Source organism: Psychrobacillus sp. NEAU-3TGS (assembly GCF_029955155.1).
In the GTDB taxonomy this organism is placed as follows: Bacteria; Bacillota; Bacilli; order Bacillales_A; family Planococcaceae; genus Psychrobacillus.
The window spans coordinates 20,089-36,967 of record NZ_JAPNOZ010000012.1; the positions used below are offsets into that span (position 1 = coordinate 20,089).

15 protein-coding genes and 1 pseudogene are annotated in these 16,879 nt (G+C 33.8%); 8 read left to right on the forward strand and 8 right to left on the reverse strand.

The genetic code is table 11. The annotated features are described in order from the left end of the window. The first annotated feature begins 442 nt into the window (after positions 1-442). Positions 443-1,111, forward strand: a complete 669-nt coding sequence (locus OR571_RS16315) for a DNA alkylation repair protein (RefSeq protein WP_282244278.1) — start codon at positions 443-445, stop codon at positions 1,109-1,111. A gap of 397 nt (positions 1,112-1,508) precedes the next feature. On the opposite strand, the pseudogene arr reads toward OR571_RS16315, so the two are convergent. Beyond that, positions 1,509-1,877, reverse strand: a pseudogene (arr, locus tag OR571_RS16320) (NAD(+)--rifampin ADP-ribosyltransferase); the annotation flags it as partial. A gap of 585 nt (positions 1,878-2,462) precedes the next feature. On the opposite strand from arr, the gene OR571_RS16325 reads away from it, so the two are divergent. The 5 genes from OR571_RS16325 to OR571_RS16345 all read left to right on the forward strand — a co-directional run bounded on the left by OR571_RS16325 (position 2,463) and on the right by OR571_RS16345 (position 8,209). After that, the gene (locus OR571_RS16325; protein ID WP_282244280.1) at positions 2,463-3,392 is read left to right on the forward strand and encodes a bifunctional helix-turn-helix transcriptional regulator/GNAT family N-acetyltransferase; all 930 of its coding nucleotides are present in this window, start codon (positions 2,463-2,465) and stop codon (positions 3,390-3,392) included. A 469-nt stretch (positions 3,393-3,861) separates the two neighbouring features. Then, the gene (locus OR571_RS16330) at positions 3,862-5,049 is read left to right on the forward strand and encodes a VanZ family protein (RefSeq protein ID WP_282244282.1); all 1,188 of its coding nucleotides are present in this window, start codon (positions 3,862-3,864) and stop codon (positions 5,047-5,049) included. A gap of 127 nt (positions 5,050-5,176) precedes the next feature. Further along, positions 5,177-5,944 carry an ABC transporter ATP-binding protein gene (locus tag OR571_RS16335; protein ID WP_142540968.1) on the forward strand — a complete coding sequence of 256 codons (768 nt, stop codon included), beginning with the start codon at positions 5,177-5,179 and terminating at the stop codon, positions 5,942-5,944. Then, a complete protein-coding gene (locus tag OR571_RS16340; RefSeq protein ID WP_282244284.1) occupies positions 5,931-7,844 on the forward strand; it encodes an ABC transporter permease in 1,914 nt (637 codons plus the stop codon). Before OR571_RS16335 ends, OR571_RS16340 begins: the two co-directional genes overlap by 14 nt. 5 nt (positions 7,845-7,849) lie before the next feature. Continuing rightward, a complete protein-coding gene (locus OR571_RS16345) occupies positions 7,850-8,209 on the forward strand; it encodes a YxeA family protein (RefSeq protein WP_142540966.1) in 360 nt (119 codons plus the stop codon). Between the two features lie 41 nt (positions 8,210-8,250). Here OR571_RS16345 and OR571_RS16350 read toward each other — a convergent pair whose 3' ends face one another. After that, entirely contained in the window at positions 8,251-9,690 is a 1,440-nt protein-coding gene (locus OR571_RS16350; protein ID WP_282244286.1) for a sensor histidine kinase, read from the reverse strand. Between the two features lie 5 nt (positions 9,691-9,695). Then, positions 9,696-10,397 carry a response regulator transcription factor gene (locus OR571_RS16355; RefSeq protein WP_142540964.1) on the reverse strand — a complete coding sequence of 234 codons (702 nt, stop codon included), beginning with the start codon at positions 10,395-10,397 and terminating at the stop codon, positions 9,696-9,698. A 560-nt stretch (positions 10,398-10,957) separates the two neighbouring features. On the opposite strand from OR571_RS16355, the gene OR571_RS16360 reads away from it, so the two are divergent. Next, positions 10,958-12,355: a DUF1565 domain-containing protein gene (locus OR571_RS16360; RefSeq protein ID WP_282244291.1), complete on the forward strand. Its 1,398-nt coding sequence runs from the start codon at positions 10,958-10,960 to the stop codon at positions 12,353-12,355. 368 nt (positions 12,356-12,723) lie between these two features. Here OR571_RS16360 and OR571_RS16365 read toward each other — a convergent pair whose 3' ends face one another. The 5 genes from OR571_RS16365 to blaOXA all read right to left on the reverse strand — a co-directional run bounded on the left by OR571_RS16365 (position 12,724) and on the right by blaOXA (position 15,259). After that, positions 12,724-12,906 carry a DUF1272 domain-containing protein gene (locus OR571_RS16365; RefSeq protein WP_282244294.1) on the reverse strand — a complete coding sequence of 61 codons (183 nt, stop codon included), beginning with the start codon at positions 12,904-12,906 and terminating at the stop codon, positions 12,724-12,726. 33 nt (positions 12,907-12,939) lie between these two features. After that, a complete protein-coding gene (locus OR571_RS16370; protein WP_282244296.1) occupies positions 12,940-13,497 on the reverse strand; it encodes a cysteine hydrolase family protein in 558 nt (185 codons plus the stop codon). A 403-nt stretch (positions 13,498-13,900) separates the two neighbouring features. Beyond that, entirely contained in the window at positions 13,901-14,164 is a 264-nt protein-coding gene (locus OR571_RS16375; RefSeq protein WP_282244297.1) for a hypothetical protein, read from the reverse strand. Continuing rightward, positions 14,161-14,292 (reverse strand): VOC family protein, encoded by a 132-nt coding sequence (locus OR571_RS16380; protein WP_282244298.1) that lies wholly within the window; start codon positions 14,290-14,292, stop codon positions 14,161-14,163. The genes OR571_RS16375 and OR571_RS16380 overlap by 4 nt, the downstream gene beginning before the upstream one ends. Before the next feature lie 181 nt (positions 14,293-14,473). Continuing rightward, positions 14,474-15,259: a class D beta-lactamase gene (blaOXA, locus tag OR571_RS16385; protein WP_481900418.1), complete on the reverse strand. Its 786-nt coding sequence runs from the start codon at positions 15,257-15,259 to the stop codon at positions 14,474-14,476. Between the two features lie 134 nt (positions 15,260-15,393). Between blaOXA and OR571_RS16390 the strand changes: the two genes are divergently transcribed. Beyond that, positions 15,394-16,743, forward strand: a complete 1,350-nt coding sequence (locus OR571_RS16390) for an aminotransferase-like domain-containing protein (protein WP_282244300.1) — start codon at positions 15,394-15,396, stop codon at positions 16,741-16,743. Positions 16,744-16,879 lie beyond the last annotated feature (136 nt).

The window sequence follows — 16,879 nt, forward strand, 5'->3', positions numbered from 1 at the left end:
CAAAACAAGTGGCTGCCTATAAGGGTAGCTTTTTCTTATTGAACTTACAGTGCAGTTTAGTGGAAGAAGGAATTTTTGCCGATGGGAGAAAAATCATATGATAGGAATGTAAATGAATCTAGGGGAATAAGTTTTATGATTAAAGAAATTGTTAGACTATATGAACGGGATGATTCAATTCATAATTTATATAACAGGGGCGTTTTTCTAAAAAGGAATGCTTTTTTCGAATCCAATTAAAAGGAAGTAAATGTTAATATTATATTAAAGATGGTTGTTCTTCTATTATGGTGGAGAAGGCTTTAATACGATATATTACAATATTAAAAAGGTGAACTTTGGAGGCCCACCACTGCAATAAGGCTTTATCGATATTAAGTTCTTGATATATCCCATCAAGGACATATTATGAATCAGTGCTTTAATAAAGGAGTTGTATCAAATGAATGAAAATAAAGGTTCAGAAATAAAACGCTCTTCAAAAGCTGAAAACATTCTACCTCAGATCGATAGTAAAACTAAGCTAGGCGACTTACGAAAAATCGCGAAGGACATTAAAAAAGATCACGAACTAGCTATGGAACTTTGGTCAACCAAAGTGTTTTTGCCCAGACTATTAGCAATCTTAATTATGGATAAAAAACTTCTTTCACAAGAAATGCTAAATAAGCTTGATAAGGATATGCAAACTCACACTTTTGATGAGCGAAATAACTTAATGGATTGGTTGATGGCTAATCAGCTCACCAAAGACAAGAAGAGTATTGCATTGATGGAGTCATGGGAAAATAGCCCTTCTGCTCTTCAAAGGCGAGCCTTCTGGTATTATCAAGGGCGTTTGAGATGGACTGGACAAACACCGCTTGATAACACCGCAGTCTTACTATCTAAATTAGAAGCTAATATTACGCAGGAAGAACCCGAAGTTCAATGGGCTATGAATTTCACCGCAGGCTGGATAGGCGTTTATGATGAAAAGAATCGTGCACGTTGTATTAATCTTGGTGAGAAAACGGGTCTTTACAAAGATGAAATAGTAGCAAAAGGATGTACACCCAGCTATTTACCGGAGTTCATTACGATTGAAGTTAACAAACGACATAACAATTAGTTACCTTTGAAAAATTTATTAAAGTTTAATGCAAAAAATAGAGGAATTCAAAGCACCAATACGAAATTGTAATAAGCGATTGCTCTAATTCAAAAAATAAACTAAACATTAGTGAAATCTGCTACTCAACTAACAGGTGCTATACTTCAAGAAGGAGTAAAGCTTGTTTGCTTATTGAGTATAAGAAAGGGTTTTACATTAGACGTCGAAATTTTCTCTATTAATTTTGCTGCTTATGTTAAACTAAAAAAAGTGCCCCCTTAAGGATTGAGGGGGGGATTTCGATATTAATTGTCCAGTTTTTTAAAAAATTGACGGGTTCGGAAAGCGTGCAAAAGTAAATTGATTTTTAATTTTATAAATCATTACCTTATAGATAGTATGAATCAATCGTATATTATATTTTTCCTTGTTCACTTAACTTTTTTAAAGATGTAAGCATATGATTTACTTCATCGTCTGAATGTCTTTCCCAAGAACTTAATTCAGCTATTATTTTCAAAGGAGATTTAGACCGATAAGAACGTGTTGGGTTTCCAGGAAATCTCTTGTCAGTTAAGTTAGGATCATTTTCAAAAGTACCTAATGGTTCTACAACATAAATTCTTTCTTTTGATTTAGATTTTGCTAATTCAGCACCCCATTTAGCAGCATCTAATGTTGCAGTAAAATATATATAGTTAGATTTTTTATCTTGGTAATTTGATAAGTGTTGGGCTTCTAATAAATCTCCAATTTTTAGTTCTGCTTTAGTACCATGAAAAAAGGACCATTATCTAGGACATCTGTTTTGTCATTCATACTGATACACTCCTTATATTTTTAGAATTGCGTATAACAATAACAGTATAGTAAGAAAATTGTAGAAAGTGTAGTCTATAAATAACCTGTAAGTAATGGTATAATGTAATTAGAGAGAATGATATTGAACAACAACCACCTATTTTTCCGTTTTAATTAGCAATCCCTTTTTAGTGGGAAATTATACTTAAACTAACAAATGAATTAGTTAAACAAGACCATCAAAATGATGGTCTTTTTTTATATACCATTTAAAGTGTTACATTAAACTCATTATCTCCATGTTTGCATCAAGTTTTGCTGCTTGCTCGTGTGATTCCAGCCTTTTTTCATCCAATTTATTGTTTAATGGCTTTGATAATAGCGAATACGTCCGTTAGTAAGAAAGAAGCTCCAAAGTCTGTTTCTTAATGAATGACGGCTCAAAGGAGGTCACTCTACGTAAAATACTGCCCGCTATAGACTAAATTATTTTAATTAATTGACTAAGTCAACTAAATGTCGTAATGTATTGTTGTTATTGAATATTCTGGATATAAGGGAGAAATAGATGAAAAAGACTCTATATATAGAAAAAATACGGAAATTTAATCGGTATTACGCAAATATCTTAGGAAAAATTGACCAAGATATCTATAATAAACCGTACCCATTAACAGAAGCTCGTATTATCGCAGAACTTTATTACAATAGTGGTTGTACATCTAAAGAAATAATTGAAGTACTTGGTGTTGATCGAGGGTTTCTAAGTCGCATTCTTCAAAGGTTCGAAGAAGAACAAATTATTACTAAAAAACAATCGGCAGAAGATAAAAGACAATTTAATCTGTATTTAACAACTATTGGTGAAGAAACGTTTCGCAAAATGGAGATAGATGCTAATAGCGAGTTAACAAAAATATTTCAGCATTTATCTGAACCCGAAATGGCTGCTCTTGTATCATCAATGGAAAGAGTTGAGTCCATTTATACAAAAAACGAAAAAGAAAAACCCACAGTAATAATTCGACCATTTCAATTAGGTGATGTTGGGTATGTTGCTCAACTTCATGGTGAATTTTATGGGAATCATCATGGATTTTTTCAAATTTTTGAGTATTACGTAATGAAGGGTCTAACGGAATTTGTGTATGATTCTTCTGGTGGGGAGTTATGGATTGCTGAAGTAAATGGTGAGCGAGCAGGTTCTATTGCAATCGTACAAGATGACGCAAATGCTGCACAGATACGTTGGTTTATCCTAGATAATCACTATCAAGGTCTTGGCATTGGAACAAAATTATTTGAAACAGCCTTCAACTTTTGTAAAGAACAAAATTATAAACACATTTATCTGTGGACAATTAGTATGTTAAATGCGGCACGTCATTTATATGCAAAATACGGATTTACGTTGAAAGAGGAAAAAGAAAACAGCGTCTGGTGTGGTGAAAGACTAATCGAAGAACGATGGGATATAGAATTATCCGATGAAAAGTAAAATAACGGAATGCTTTAGTTAAATCAGACCATCATTTCGATGGTCTATTTTTGCGTCCAAATATTAGGTAGATTACAGCTATCTATTGAGGGTGGTACACTTAATTTAACGGGGCAGTTTAGGATAATAATATATTTACATTTAGAGGTGTAGTTTATGCTATTAATGTGCTGATAACTCCATTAGTTCAACTATAATCTGGTTGTATTTGTCCTTCTATAGCACTTTTATATGCGACATTATGTAGAGTAAACCGAAAGAGCAAGCACGCGAATAAATTCTAATGAATTAATTCTATCTATATTTGTGAGATAGACTGATTCATAATAATTCTCCTTTTTAGTTTTATATTACATTTGAAGGTAAGTATCATTTCAGAAGCCTACATTATATTAATAGCAACCTTACAGCAACCTTAAGTCCAACTTTTAGGTCGGGAATTATATTTCATAGAAAAGCACATGTTATAATGGATGGCATAAATTTTTCAAAAAGAGAGGGAGAGAAATTGTCAGCTTATTCACAGCCGATTTATGTGGCAGCGATCTTATTTGTAATATTAGCGTTGTTATTATTTGTTCCATGGCTCGTTTATACATATAGAAAATATAATTACTTACCGCTTTCAATTACAGTAATTACATTTTCGTTTATTTTTTATTTTCTAGCAGCGCTTTTTCTAGTATTACTGCCACTGCCAGAAGTACGTGATACTTGTTCAATACAAAAACCTGATACACAGCATTTTTCTCTAATACCATTTCAATTTGTGGTGAATACTTTTAACAATAGTGGTATTGTCTTGTCACAACCAAGTACTTATATGCAGTTATTTAAACAGCCTTCATTTTTTCAAGCACTTTTCAATTTCTTACTATTGTTACCATTTGGAGTTTACCTGCGTTATTTCTTTCAAGAAAAAAAGTATTGGAAGAAAGCTTTGGTCTTTACCTTTCTTCTAACGCTATTTTACGAAGTCACTCAGGTAACTGGCATATATGGGATTTATAATTGTGCTTATCGAATTTTTGATGTAGATGATTTACTGTTAAATACGACAGGAGGATTACTCGGATTCTTTATTGCTCCTGCTGTGTTATCATTATTTCCGTCTAAGCAGAAGGTTAATGAAAAAGCAGATGGACTATTAGCCCATGATGAGGTAAAAACGATGTCTGTGTTATTGGCATTTATTATTGATTTATTCATTACTAAAATAATCAGCACGATAATTATTGGCTTGTCTTATAATAATGAAATTAGTGACTTTGTTGTAAATACAGTAGTATTGTTTGTGTTATTTTTTGTCGTACCATTGTTTTGGAGGGGAAATACTTTTGGTACGAAGGTTATGCGGTTTCGCTATGAAAGTAAATTTTCTAAAGCGGAAACAAACAAACGATTGTTTAAACGTTTTGGTGCAATTTACGTTACCTACTTTATAACAGGTACTGCAAGAATCCTGAATAATTTAGCAGTTCCCATGGACTTTCCTTATTATAAAGCATCTGTATTTTTGTCGCTTGGAGCATGGGTTATTTATTTTATTTTAACAACGGTCCTACTCTTTCACATTTTGTTAGTCCTATTTAGTAAAGGAAAACGTCGTTTTTATTTCGATGAAGCATCTGATTTATATACAACTAGAAAAAACTAATAAAACCCCGATTTCCTTAATGGAAATCGGTTTTTTCGATTTAAGCTTACTGTAAGGTTGGCATAAAACTGTTGTAAGGATGAGCATTTATAGTATTCATATCGACAAAATTGAAGGGGTGGAACCAATGGAACCGTTACTAAGAGTAGAAAATATAAGAAAAACATATGGCAAATCCAATGCAGCATACACGGCATTAGAAAATATATCATTCGATATTCAGAAAGGAGAGTTTGTAGGGATTATGGGGCCTTCTGGAGCAGGTAAGTCTACTTTACTTAATTTGTTAGCAACAATTGACTCACCGACTGAAGGGAAAATATATATGAACAATACGAGTATCCACGATATGAAAGAAGACGCATTAGCGGATTTCAGACGTGAAAATCTCGGTTTCATCTTCCAAGACTATAATTTGTTGGATTCACTCACTGTGAAAGAAAATATACTATTGCCCCTAGCAATAGCGAAAACACCAGCTAAACAAATTAATAACTTGGTGACTCAAATTGCTAGCGTATTTGGTATCGGAGATTTACTAGGTAAATATCCATATCAATTATCGGGAGGTCAAAAGCAAAGGACAGCGGCAGCTAGAGCACTTGTGACGGAGCCTATGATGATTCTGGCAGACGAGCCTACGGGTGCACTTGATTCCAAGTCAGCGACAGATTTACTGGTAAGCTTAAGTAATTTAAATGAAAACAATAATTCAACCATACTGATGGTGACACATGATGCATATGCAGCCAGCTTCTGTCGTCGTATTATTTTCATCAAGGATGGTACACTTTCTACAGAAATTTATCGAGGAGATAAGACACGTAAAGCTTTCTTTCAAGAGATTTTGGAAGTCCTTGCAACAATTGGAGGTGAGGTAGATGACGTTATTTAGTCTAGCGAGAAAAAACATAGCACGAAACTTTTCCAAATACTTTTTATACATCGCATCGATGGTTTTTAGTATCGTTATCTATTTTACATTTGTGACATTAAAATATAGCGATACGATTGCAAAAAAAACGTCTTCCTCTCAAAAATTAGATTCTCTAATGAGTGGTGCTGCTGTCATTCTACTACTTTTTGTTGCCATATTTATTGCTTATTCAAACTCGTTCTTTATGAAGAAACGAAAAAAAGAAGTTGCGTTATATGCATTACTAGGTGTACGTAACCGACAAATTGGTCTCATGCTCTTCTTTGAAAATTTATTATTAGGATTGTTTTCACTAGTAATTGGGGTTATTCTTGGATTTCTTTGTTCAAAAGGATTTATGACGATTTTGATCCATTTGATGGGCTATGATATCATCGCGCCATTTACATTTTCAAGTTCGGCAGCCTTAAATACTGCAATTGTGTTTTTAGCGATTTTCTTAGTGACATCATTCCAGGGATATCGCTTAATTTATCAGTTTAAACTAATTGATTTATTCCATGCTTCGAAAAAAGGGGAAGTGGTTCCAAAGCCTTCTATGGTGGTAGCTATTCTTGGAGTGTTACTAATATCGATTGGTTATTGGTTGGCACTTCAAGATATTTTTACTTCAAAAGTGTGGTTAGCAGTCGGTTTTTTAATAATAGCATTGATTATTTTAACCACAGTTATTGTAGGTACGTTTTTATTGTTCCATAGTGTTACTGGTTTTGTTTTAGTTGTGATGAAGAGAAATGAAAAATGGCTGTGGAGAGGTCTTCATTTAATGACAATTTCCCAACTGGTATATCGTATCCGAGGGAATGCACGTACATTGACCGTCATTGCAATATTAAGTGCTACAACCGTAACAGCAGGAGGAGCAGTGTATGGTCTTTATTACAACATCAAGGATCAGGTCATAACAGCTGATCCGAATACTTTCATGTACGAGCAAACCGATTCAAAATTCGATCAACAAGTCAGCAGTGTGTTGCCGAATGTAAAGTACGATGAAAATATCGAAGCATTGTCTGTCACCTTTCATACGGAACAATTAAACTCAGCATTCAATAACTCTGATAAAAGAATTTATACGATTATTGATGAAAAAACATATAATCAATTAGCAACAATTCAAAAAAAGGAAAAAATAGATGTTAATAACGCAAATGCTGTGATTTTAGATATTGGGTATGACGAAAGGTTTTCACCGAAATACAAAGGTAAAACTATCTTAACTGAGGATAATACTATACTCACATTCCAAAGCTTTCAAACTCAAAGTGTATTAAATACTGGCACAGCAGGTATTACAGTAGTAGTTTCAAATGAATATTATAAAGTGCTCAAAGAAGATGGGGAGGTATTGAACTACCGGGTCATTGGTGTAGATAAAGCTTCTGCGGAATTGTCCGAAAAAGTTGCAAAATATTTACCGGAAAAAGTTCAATTTTCAAGCGCTCCACAAGACTTGCAAACAGGTATCGAAAGTGTAGGATCTCTGCTGTTTATTGGGGGTTTCCTTGGCTTAGTGTTTTTAGCGGCAACTGGCAGTATCATATACTTTAAAGTTTTAACAGAAGTAGAGGAAGATAAGTACCAATATAATATGCTTCATAAAATGGGTGTTAGTGCAAAAGAAATGCGTAAAACCATTGCATCTCAAGTTTTTGTCATCTTCTTTGTGCCACTAGCAGTAGGATTATTACACAGTGCAATCGCTTTAAAAGCTTTCTCTAGTTTACTAATGATGGATTTAGTAAAACCAGTCTTAATCTGGATGATTGCTTATACAGTTATCTACGGACTGTATTATATCTTAACAGTATTTTCTTACGGTCGAATTATCACACAAAATAATAGAACAGAAGGATGAGAGAAATGAAGAAATTTCTAATAGTAGTGGGTATTTTGTTTGCACTAGGAGTGGTAGGGGTCTTTGCAATCACCAAAATAGACTTTAACCGCATGAATGCGGACAATTATTATTTGCAAATCACAGAGGATGGCATACCACATGACTATAAACTGGATGATGGTTCTGTAATGACTACCTATTCTTATCAACTAGATGCTACAAATGCGGATGGTAAAACAATTCCACTTAAATTCACAGCACAAAAAAATCTTCGTAAAGACGCTTACTTGAAAATGTACGTAAAAAAGGACGATCAAGTATCGTCATATGATGAAGTAGAACTAGAAGACATACCAAATAAAGCACAAAAACAATTAAAATAGTAGAAAGGCTGTCTCCAATATAGGGAGTACAGCCTTATTTTCTAAAGAAGTATTGTGATGGTTGTTCCTTTGTTTTCAGAGCTCGTCAAGTCTACTGTTCCGTTATGGGCTATAATAATATCTCGTGCAATCGCCATTCCTAAGCCTGTCCCATGTGCACTAGTAGTATTTGTACCTCGATAGTAACGTTCGAAAACTTGATCTAAATCTTTTGAAGGAATGCCACGACCATTGTCGGAAATTGTAATTTTTGTATGATATCCTGTAATGGAGGATATATTGTTTGATTTTTTTAGTTGTATAAAATGTTGATTAACACTATCAATTTGTATTTTTACAGCAACTTGTTTATCGTTATGCACAAGTGCATTGTAGATAAAGTTAACAATTGCCCGTTTCCATAATCTTTTATCGACTTTATGAACCGCTTTGTCGACATTAGCCACAAATTCAATATCTCTATCGCAAAATTGTTGATCATTTAATAGTTCAATCGTCATTTCACGTATAAATGCGGTAATATTCACGTCTTCTAAGTGCATAGGAAGTTTTTGATTACGCAAACGCATCGTTAAATTTAAATCATCTAATAGATCACTCATGTACTTGGATTGTCTATTGATAATAGAAATATATTCATACAACTCTTCTTCTGATAAATCTTTGGCACTATCTTTCATTAATTCTGCGTATCCATGAATAGAAGCGAGTGGTGTCTTCATATCATGCGAAACATTGCTAATCCATTCCTCACGGAGTTGGTCAAGTTGATTACGTTGTTTCTCATATTGATCTAGCTTTAACGAAAGTACATTCATATTGCGAAATACATCTTCGTAAACACCGTGTGGTATCGACATCTTTATAAATCGTCTTTCGCGTAGTTGTTGGATTCCATTTATTAAAATGTGAAGGGGACCTGTTAATCTTTTTCCAAATATAGAACCCACTATTAATGCGATGATAATATCGACGATTAAAATTAGTAAAAGCAAGATATTAATGGTTTTAAACATTTTTTCATAATCATAAGTTAATACATAACGTCCTATTTGCTTATTCTTCACCCCAATTAAATAACTAAAGTTATGTGCCTCTCCAACAAAAACGGTCGTCCCGGCCTCTACTTCTTGATATTTATACGTTTGAACAATTTCAATAGGAGAATACTCTTTTTGGAGATTTTCAGGTGTATAAAAAACTGCTATTTGTTTCCCCTTATTATCTAATAATTGTATCCACGCATTCATTTCTCTTAATTTTTCTAATCCAACTTCATTGACCACTGGTTTGTCATTTTGTAGTTCTATATATTGTGAAAAAGTTCGGCTAAAGGTTTCTGCTGATACTTCTTCTGTTTCGATATTATTAATTGATCGATAGACGAGCAAGGATAACAGTAGAACCGTATTTACAATTCCTACAATTACCACAATAATCACAACAGATCCTAAGAAGCGCAGTGTCAATTTCCACTTCATGTTCCTCACCCTTTGGAATGTAGTTTATACCCAAGTCCTTTAACAGTTAATATAAACGAAGGGTTGGAAGGCTCGGCCTCAATCTTTTCACGTAATCGACGGATATGTACCATCACTGTATTATCAGAGCCAAAAAAGTCATCACCCCATACATGTTCAAACAATGTTTCTTTGCTTAGAATCTGATCCGGATGATGCATAAAACAGCTCATAAGTCCGATTTCTTTCGCTGTGAGTTCAAGCATTTTTCCATCCTTCTTCAATTCTGTTTCATTCGGACTAAGCTCAAAAGGCCCGACCTGTAAAATTTTTGGAGCCTCTTTTTCCTCTGCAAAACCTGCCCGTCTTAACTGTGCCTTTACTCGGTAAGCCACTTCTTTCGGGCTAAATGGTTTGGTGATATAATCATCTCCGCCTATTGCTAGCCCCAAAAGCTTATCAATCTCCTCATCTTTAGCCGATAGGAATAATATCGGAACTTTCGAAACCTCGCGAATTTTTTTGCATAAATCATAGCCTTCTCCATCTGGCAGCATAATATCTAACAATAGAAGTGAGGGATTATAATACTGAAATTTTGTCCAACCATCTGCCACAGTCCCAGCTGTTACAACATTGGTAATACCTTCTTTATGTAAAACTTTCTCTAGGAGACGTGCTAAGTCTTCCTCATCGTCAATGATTAAAATCCACTGCTCACTAGCCATTTTTCTACCCCCGTAACGATATTCCTTCTCTACAGTATAGATTATAGTCTGATCCTGAAGCAAAAGGTAAGGTGAGACTGCCAATCGCTAAAAATAGATAAAATTAAAAAGGAAACGTTGAATTCGACTTGTTCGCTTTTATTACATCATAGCTAAAGACGGCACATTCCTAAAGGTTTTTTTGTTAGATTTAAGATGGGAAGGGTGGAATGAATATCTTTTAGTAAAGAATTACATTTTTGCAGAGACCGTTGTCAAAGAATAGTTTCAAAGTTGGATCTATGAAAAGAACGAATCGAAAGAGGCATATAAGTTCAAAAATACTTTAAGTATGATTTTGCTCTTTCAGTAACTAAATCCCATCTCAGCATAACCTTCTTGGCACATACACATTGTTAGTTGTAACGAATGATTGAAAGTTTGAGATGATAAGCTCGTGTGTTGACAATGTGTTTAACGAACTATAAACCTATTGCCGCCCAGTTCCATACTTTTCATTTCTTCGTTATACTTAATTTATCTTAAGATTATTATGAAAATATTCAACAAGGAATGATTTAATGAAAAAAATCTGTTTTATCCTCTTAGCTGCAACTGCTATCATGATTATTTTTATATTAAACAATATATATAATAAGCAGGATCAAGCTATTTACGTAGCTATAAATGGAAATGATCAAAATGCTGGTACAAAAGCAAAACCATTTCGCACACTAAAAAAAGCGGCGTCAGAGGCAAATGCTGGTACTACCGTCCTCATACGAAAAGGAACTTATAATGAAAAGCTTGTCATTAAACATAGCGGCACAAAATCAAAACCAATAACTTTTAAAGCTTACAACAAGGAGATGGTAGTTCTTAGTGGAAAGGGCCTAAATGAGGCTGAAGGGGATACCTCCTTAGTTACGATAAATAATAAAAACTACGTGACAATTAGTGGGCTAATTATACAGGATTTGTCTACTGATCTAGCAGATGAAACTGTAATGGGGATTTATATAACAGGCTCTAGCAACCACATTACATTAGAAAATAATAATGTGCGGCGGATTGAAACCCATGCAGTTGAGGGGAATGGCCATGGGATTGCTATATACGGTACTGGCACAATGAAAGATATAAATATTTTAAATAATACGTTGGAAGATTTAAAACTCGGTTCAAGTGAATCTCTAGCTCTAAATGGAAATATTGACGGTTTTAAAGTGGAAAATAATATAGTTCGTCGAAATGATAATATCGGAATTGATTTGATTGGTTATGAAGGCACCTCCAATGATAAAAAAGTGGATTATGTACGAAATGGTATAGTAAAAAATAATCAAGTTTATGAAATTTCCTCTTATGCAAACCCGGCTTATGGAGAAGATTATTCTGCTGGCGGAATTTATATAGATGGTGGAAAGAATATAACCATTGAAAAGAATACCATTTATAAAAGTGATATTGGAATTGAAGCAACCTCTGAGCATGCTAATAAATACGCTGATAACATTAAGATAATAAACAATATAATTTATGACAACTATTACACAGGAATATCGATTGGTGGGTATGATGGGGATAGGGGAGGTACGATCAATTCTACTATCGCTCAAAATATTCTTTATCGAAATGACACGAAGGGTCTAGATGGGGGACAGCTATTATTACAACATGATACAAAAAACAATGTGATAGAAGGAAATATCTTAACCGCTGGACCATCGCGAATTTTTATCTCCAACTATTTTTCAACCAATCAAGAAAATAAACTACAAAAGAATGTATTTCATAAAGAAAGAGGAGAAATGGGTATTTGGATATGGAAAGAGGAAGAATATACATCTTTTAATAATTTTAAGAAAGCTTCAAAAAGTGATGAGAAATCCAGTTATTTAGATCCAAAATACCAAAATGCAAACAAATATGATTTTAGGCTAAAAAAGGATTCGCTTGCTAAAAAAATTGTAGACTAACTTTGTATCCTAGTAATTTAGATCTTTTGATAGATCTAAACATCAACAAGTTATTGGACTCGTTTTGTCCTTATTTATAGCATGGTGACTAGGACAGGTCATTCCATAATAGGTCTAGCTCAATTAACCATTGCTGTTGGTGATGGTGGTTAAGCTGATTTAGTAATAAGAATTTCTCTAACATCGGAAAGTAAGAGAAAGAAAATGAGGAAATAGGAAATCTAAAATATTGTTGTGAAATGTAACACTTAAATTAACGGGGCTGGTTAGCTCAATATAGTTCAGATTTTAAACTCTAATTAATTTATTTGGATATGAATTAAAATAAAAAAGCAGGGAATTTACCCTGCTTATTCTGAAACTAAAGTTCATGTATTTAATTGTTTTCTTGGTCTTCTAACAAGTTCGCCGCCACAGTTGGGGCATACTTCTTTCATATCCTCTGTACATGGTTTGCAAAATGTACATTCATGAACACAAATAAAAGCAATTGCATTCTCACTTAAAAGAGAATTACAACGTTCACATTTATCTCTCACATCTAATGTCATCTAATGCAACTTCCAATTGTCCTACTTTTATTATTACCTGTATGAGTCATGAGTTGGACGAAACAAGTCTTCCTCTGAATTCCTGACAATTGAAAAGTTTTCAACATTGTAATGACCGTGAAGAGTTTCATTATGGTGCTTTATTATTTGTTCTGCACTTAAAAAATCACTAGCTGTTGTTGAATGGGCATCACCGACTAATGTTACATCAAACCCACTAATAGTAGCTGTTCTGACTGCACTATCTATACAATGTTGTGTTTTGCAACCCGCAATAACGATATGTTCAATTTCTTGTGTTCTTAGATGGTTTAGAAGTCCTGTTCCATGAAAGGAATTGGTTGCCTTTTTATCAAATAGTTTTATATCAGTAGGCACTTTAATTTCATCGTGAATTTGAAACCCTTTTCCTATCCCTTCAGCAACATCTAAATCCCTTACAAATACAACTGGAACATTTGTTCCCCTTGCTTTTTCGATGAGTAAATTAATATTGGTGATTAGTTGAGCTTTATTAAAAACTGCACTTTCTTCTTGATTCCCATCAATTAATTCTTGTTGAGCATCAATGACTAATAATGTTTGATTCAAATAATTTTCCCCTTTCAAAATGTGGGGAACCACTAAACTATTTAAATAGTTAGTAGGAATCCCCTTAAAATTTTAAAGCTAACATTTCTATTGTTTGTCATAATATCTACCTCCAAAATAAAGATTGTCTAAAATAATGAAAATAATTAGACTATTGAATCATAACATATTTTATTTGGTGTCTGTCAATAGCAGTTGAGATATTGTGGCATTTATATTTTCACTAACGGAGTACTTTAGTGAATATCGTTGAGCTGTTCAAACAGCTCTGTTTCTTATTGAGCTATGCAGCAGGTTAGTTGAAGAAGAAAGCGGGAGTTTTTATGTCGCATTATACTCATTATGTGTAATGGAATAAAAGGCGAAAAAATTACGCCTGTATCTTAAATAGTAAAAAATGTTTTTATTGTTCTGGGTGAAGGATATTGCAGGCACTTAACCAATTTCCAGAAGGATCTTTAAATCCAAAACCACCAAATTCTCCTTGTAAATTTAAAGGACCTACTTTAACTTGTTTTCCTTCAAGCCAGTCATATAATTCTTTTAGGGAAGGAGTATAAAAGTCAATAATGCTATGAACGATATCAGTATTTGTATTTCTGAATGATAATCCATTTATCTCTTCAGTCTCAACCAAGAAAATCGTTGGAACTCCTTTTGATTTCATAGTAAGCATTGCATTTTTTTTTGAAAGTGGACTTCGGCCCCAAGGATATCGATATAAAACCTTAAAGATTCTTCTAAATTAGTAACTGGTATTTCCAGTGTAGCGATATGTGAAATTAAATTAGTCATAGTAGCCTCCTATTTTTTGTTTGCACATATATTTTTTCTATGCTCAATTAAGAAATCCTCTTAAGTTTTATTAAAAAAGGAAAATAATTTATCACTAATTTCATGAAGTATGTCATATGGGTGGACAAAATACGATTAATATCTTAATATAACATCTCTTTGTTTAATGAAAATAGATCATTTACTTGATAATCTCTTTTTCTTTTAAAGCTTCAATCGCAATATTTTTAGCTTCACTGCCACTTCCTTTTAAGTTTACTGCAAATAGCCACACATTTTTTTCCGTTTTAACAAAACCCACAAACCATCCAAGTCCCATATCTGAAAGCCTCGTGCCTGTTTTCCCATGAAGGACATAATCATCTTGTTCGTCTAGTATCATCATTCTTTTAACAGTTTTTTGAAGATTTTCTTTGAATGGAAGGTCTTCTTTTACAAGCTGTTCCATAAAATCTACTTGTTCAATTGCAGATATTTTTAAGCTGCTGTCGAGCCAAAATTGATCAATTCCTCCACTCAAGTCTTTATTGCCATAGTTTAATTTAGAAAATTTCTCTTGCATCCTCGAAAAGCCAATTTCTCTTACCATATCCTGATAAAACCAAATAGCTGATTCTCTCATAGCTGAACCTAAAGTATGGTCTCTGTTCCAAGTCTCAAACTGCCTAACTGTACCATCCCATCTTTTGACTTCATATTCATCCCGGACAGCTTCAGCTTCCAAACCAATCAACGCATTAAGTACTTTGAATGTAGATTCTGGTGTCATTCTTTCTAAACTTCTTGCTTTATTAAATACGTATGTTTGCTCATTTCTCATGTTCTTCAATACCATTGTTCCTTCTTTCCCATCAAATAAATGAGCAATTTCTAAGTCTTTTACAGGGGCTTCAGCTGCTGACATTGGAGAAAACCATCCTATCAATAGAACCATAGAAAGTAAGGTAATTAACATATTCTTGTAAATCGTCATTTTTATTCCTCCTTTTTCCTTTAATGTTTTTAGAAAATTTGTTATTTTTACTATACGGGATACATGAAATAATAGAAGTACATAAAAATCCCTTGTGTACCCATACAGAGTGATGGAGTGGAGAGAAAATGGATACTAAATACGAAGAAATTATCAAAGAAATTCAGCGAAGGATAGCCGAAGGTCGATTACGACCGGGAGGGAAACTTCCCTCCATCCGAGCTTTTTCCAAAGAGTTCTCTTGTAGTATTAATACTGTAGTACGCGCCTATAGTGAGTTGGAAAAGGAACATAAGGTGTACTCAGTCCCTAAGAGTGGATATTTTCTTCTAGAAAATCGTCCCGCTGAAATGACGAAAAATAATGATGTGATAGACTTTGTAACAGCAGGACCAGATATACATAATATGCCGTATAGGGATTTCCAACACTGTATCAACCAAGCAATCGAGTATTATAAAGAAGATATGTTCCAATATTCAGATCCAATGGGGTTACCAACGCTACGCACTCAGCTTTCGAAACAACTTCAAAATTTGCAAGTTTTCGCACCACCTGATAGGATAGGGGTCGTTTCGGGGTCTCAACAGGCATTGGATCTCTTAGTATCTCTTCCTTTTCCCAATGGAAAAACAGAAATCTGTGTTGACCAACCCACTCATTTCAGTTTTATAGATTCCTTAACAACAAGGGAAATTAATGCAATTGGAATAGAAATGACAAGGGATGGAATCGATTTAAAATATCTTGAAAAGATCTTTCGGGATAAACCCATTAAGTTTTTTTATACAGTATCAAGATTCCAGAATCCGACGGGCTATAGCTATTCCAATAAGGAGAAGAAAAAAATTGTAGAATTAGCTCAAAAGTATGATGTTTTTATTGTCGAGGATGATTATATGGGTGATTTAGATTCAAAGAAAAAAGCAGATCCTATGTTTTCTTTTGATCCATCTGGAAGAATAATCTATACGAAAAGTTTTTCTAAAGTGTTGTTACCCGGTTTAAGGTTAGGGTTAGTGGTATTACCTAGTGAGTTGGTTCGTTCTTTTACAAAGGTGAAATTTGCTGCAGATGTACATACACCTGTGCTGACACAAGGAGCATTGGAGATTTACTTACAAAGCGGGATGTATAATGCGCATATTGAGAGATTAAGGAAAAAGTATAATGAAAAAGCAAGAACTCTAAAGCAGGCTTTTCTAGATTACTTGCCGTCCGAAGTGACTTTCTCAGGTGCCGAATCTGGTTTTTACTCGACTATTATATTGCCAGCCCATGTAAAGGCAGAGTACCTAGTTAATAATCTAAAGAAAAAGAATATTCTTGTACAAAATGCTACAGAAATGTTCCTTCCTCAATATCGTAAAGAAAATATCATTAGACTTAGCATTTCTCAGATTGAAGAATGTAAGATTCGAATTGGGATAAAAAGAATTGCTGAGGAAATTTGTTTGTTGTTAAAAGTTGTATCTTAAATCCGAAATGGAATGTTGCAATACCTTTCCTTTCCGTTTTGCCACCTGTTATGATAAAAAACTCTGTAGATATGCCATACAGTAAAAAGAATTTATTTACTATTGTTGCTCTAATATTTGGATAGAGACAGCAATT

Excerpts from the sequence above, each read along its gene's own strand:
- OR571_RS16315 (WP_282244278.1), top strand. The coding sequence starts at position 443 with ATGAATGAAAATAAAGGTTCAGAAATAAAACGCTCTTCAAAAGCTGAA.
- OR571_RS16325 (WP_282244280.1), top strand. The coding sequence starts at position 2,463 with ATGAAAAAGACTCTATATATAGAAAAAATACGGAAATTTAATCGGTAT.
- OR571_RS16330 (WP_282244282.1), top strand. The coding sequence starts at position 3,862 with ATGGATGGCATAAATTTTTCAAAAAGAGAGGGAGAGAAATTGTCAGCT.
- OR571_RS16335 (WP_142540968.1), top strand. The coding sequence starts at position 5,177 with ATGGAACCGTTACTAAGAGTAGAAAATATAAGAAAAACATATGGCAAA.
- OR571_RS16340 (WP_282244284.1), top strand. The coding sequence starts at position 5,931 with ATGACGTTATTTAGTCTAGCGAGAAAAAACATAGCACGAAACTTTTCC.
- OR571_RS16345 (WP_142540966.1), top strand. The coding sequence starts at position 7,850 with ATGAAGAAATTTCTAATAGTAGTGGGTATTTTGTTTGCACTAGGAGTG.
- OR571_RS16350 (WP_282244286.1), bottom strand. The coding sequence starts at position 9,690 with ATGAAGTGGAAATTGACACTGCGCTTCTTAGGATCTGTTGTGATTATT.
- OR571_RS16355 (WP_142540964.1), bottom strand. The coding sequence starts at position 10,397 with ATGGCTAGTGAGCAGTGGATTTTAATCATTGACGATGAGGAAGACTTA.
- OR571_RS16360 (WP_282244291.1), top strand. The coding sequence starts at position 10,958 with ATGAAAAAAATCTGTTTTATCCTCTTAGCTGCAACTGCTATCATGATT.
- OR571_RS16365 (WP_282244294.1), bottom strand. The coding sequence starts at position 12,906 with ATGACATTAGATGTGAGAGATAAATGTGAACGTTGTAATTCTCTTTTA.
- OR571_RS16375 (WP_282244297.1), bottom strand. The coding sequence starts at position 14,164 with ATGAAATCAAAAGGAGTTCCAACGATTTTCTTGGTTGAGACTGAAGAG.
- OR571_RS16380 (WP_282244298.1), bottom strand. The coding sequence starts at position 14,292 with ATGACTAATTTAATTTCACATATCGCTACACTGGAAATACCAGTTACT.
- OR571_RS16390 (WP_282244300.1), top strand. The coding sequence starts at position 15,394 with ATGGATACTAAATACGAAGAAATTATCAAAGAAATTCAGCGAAGGATA.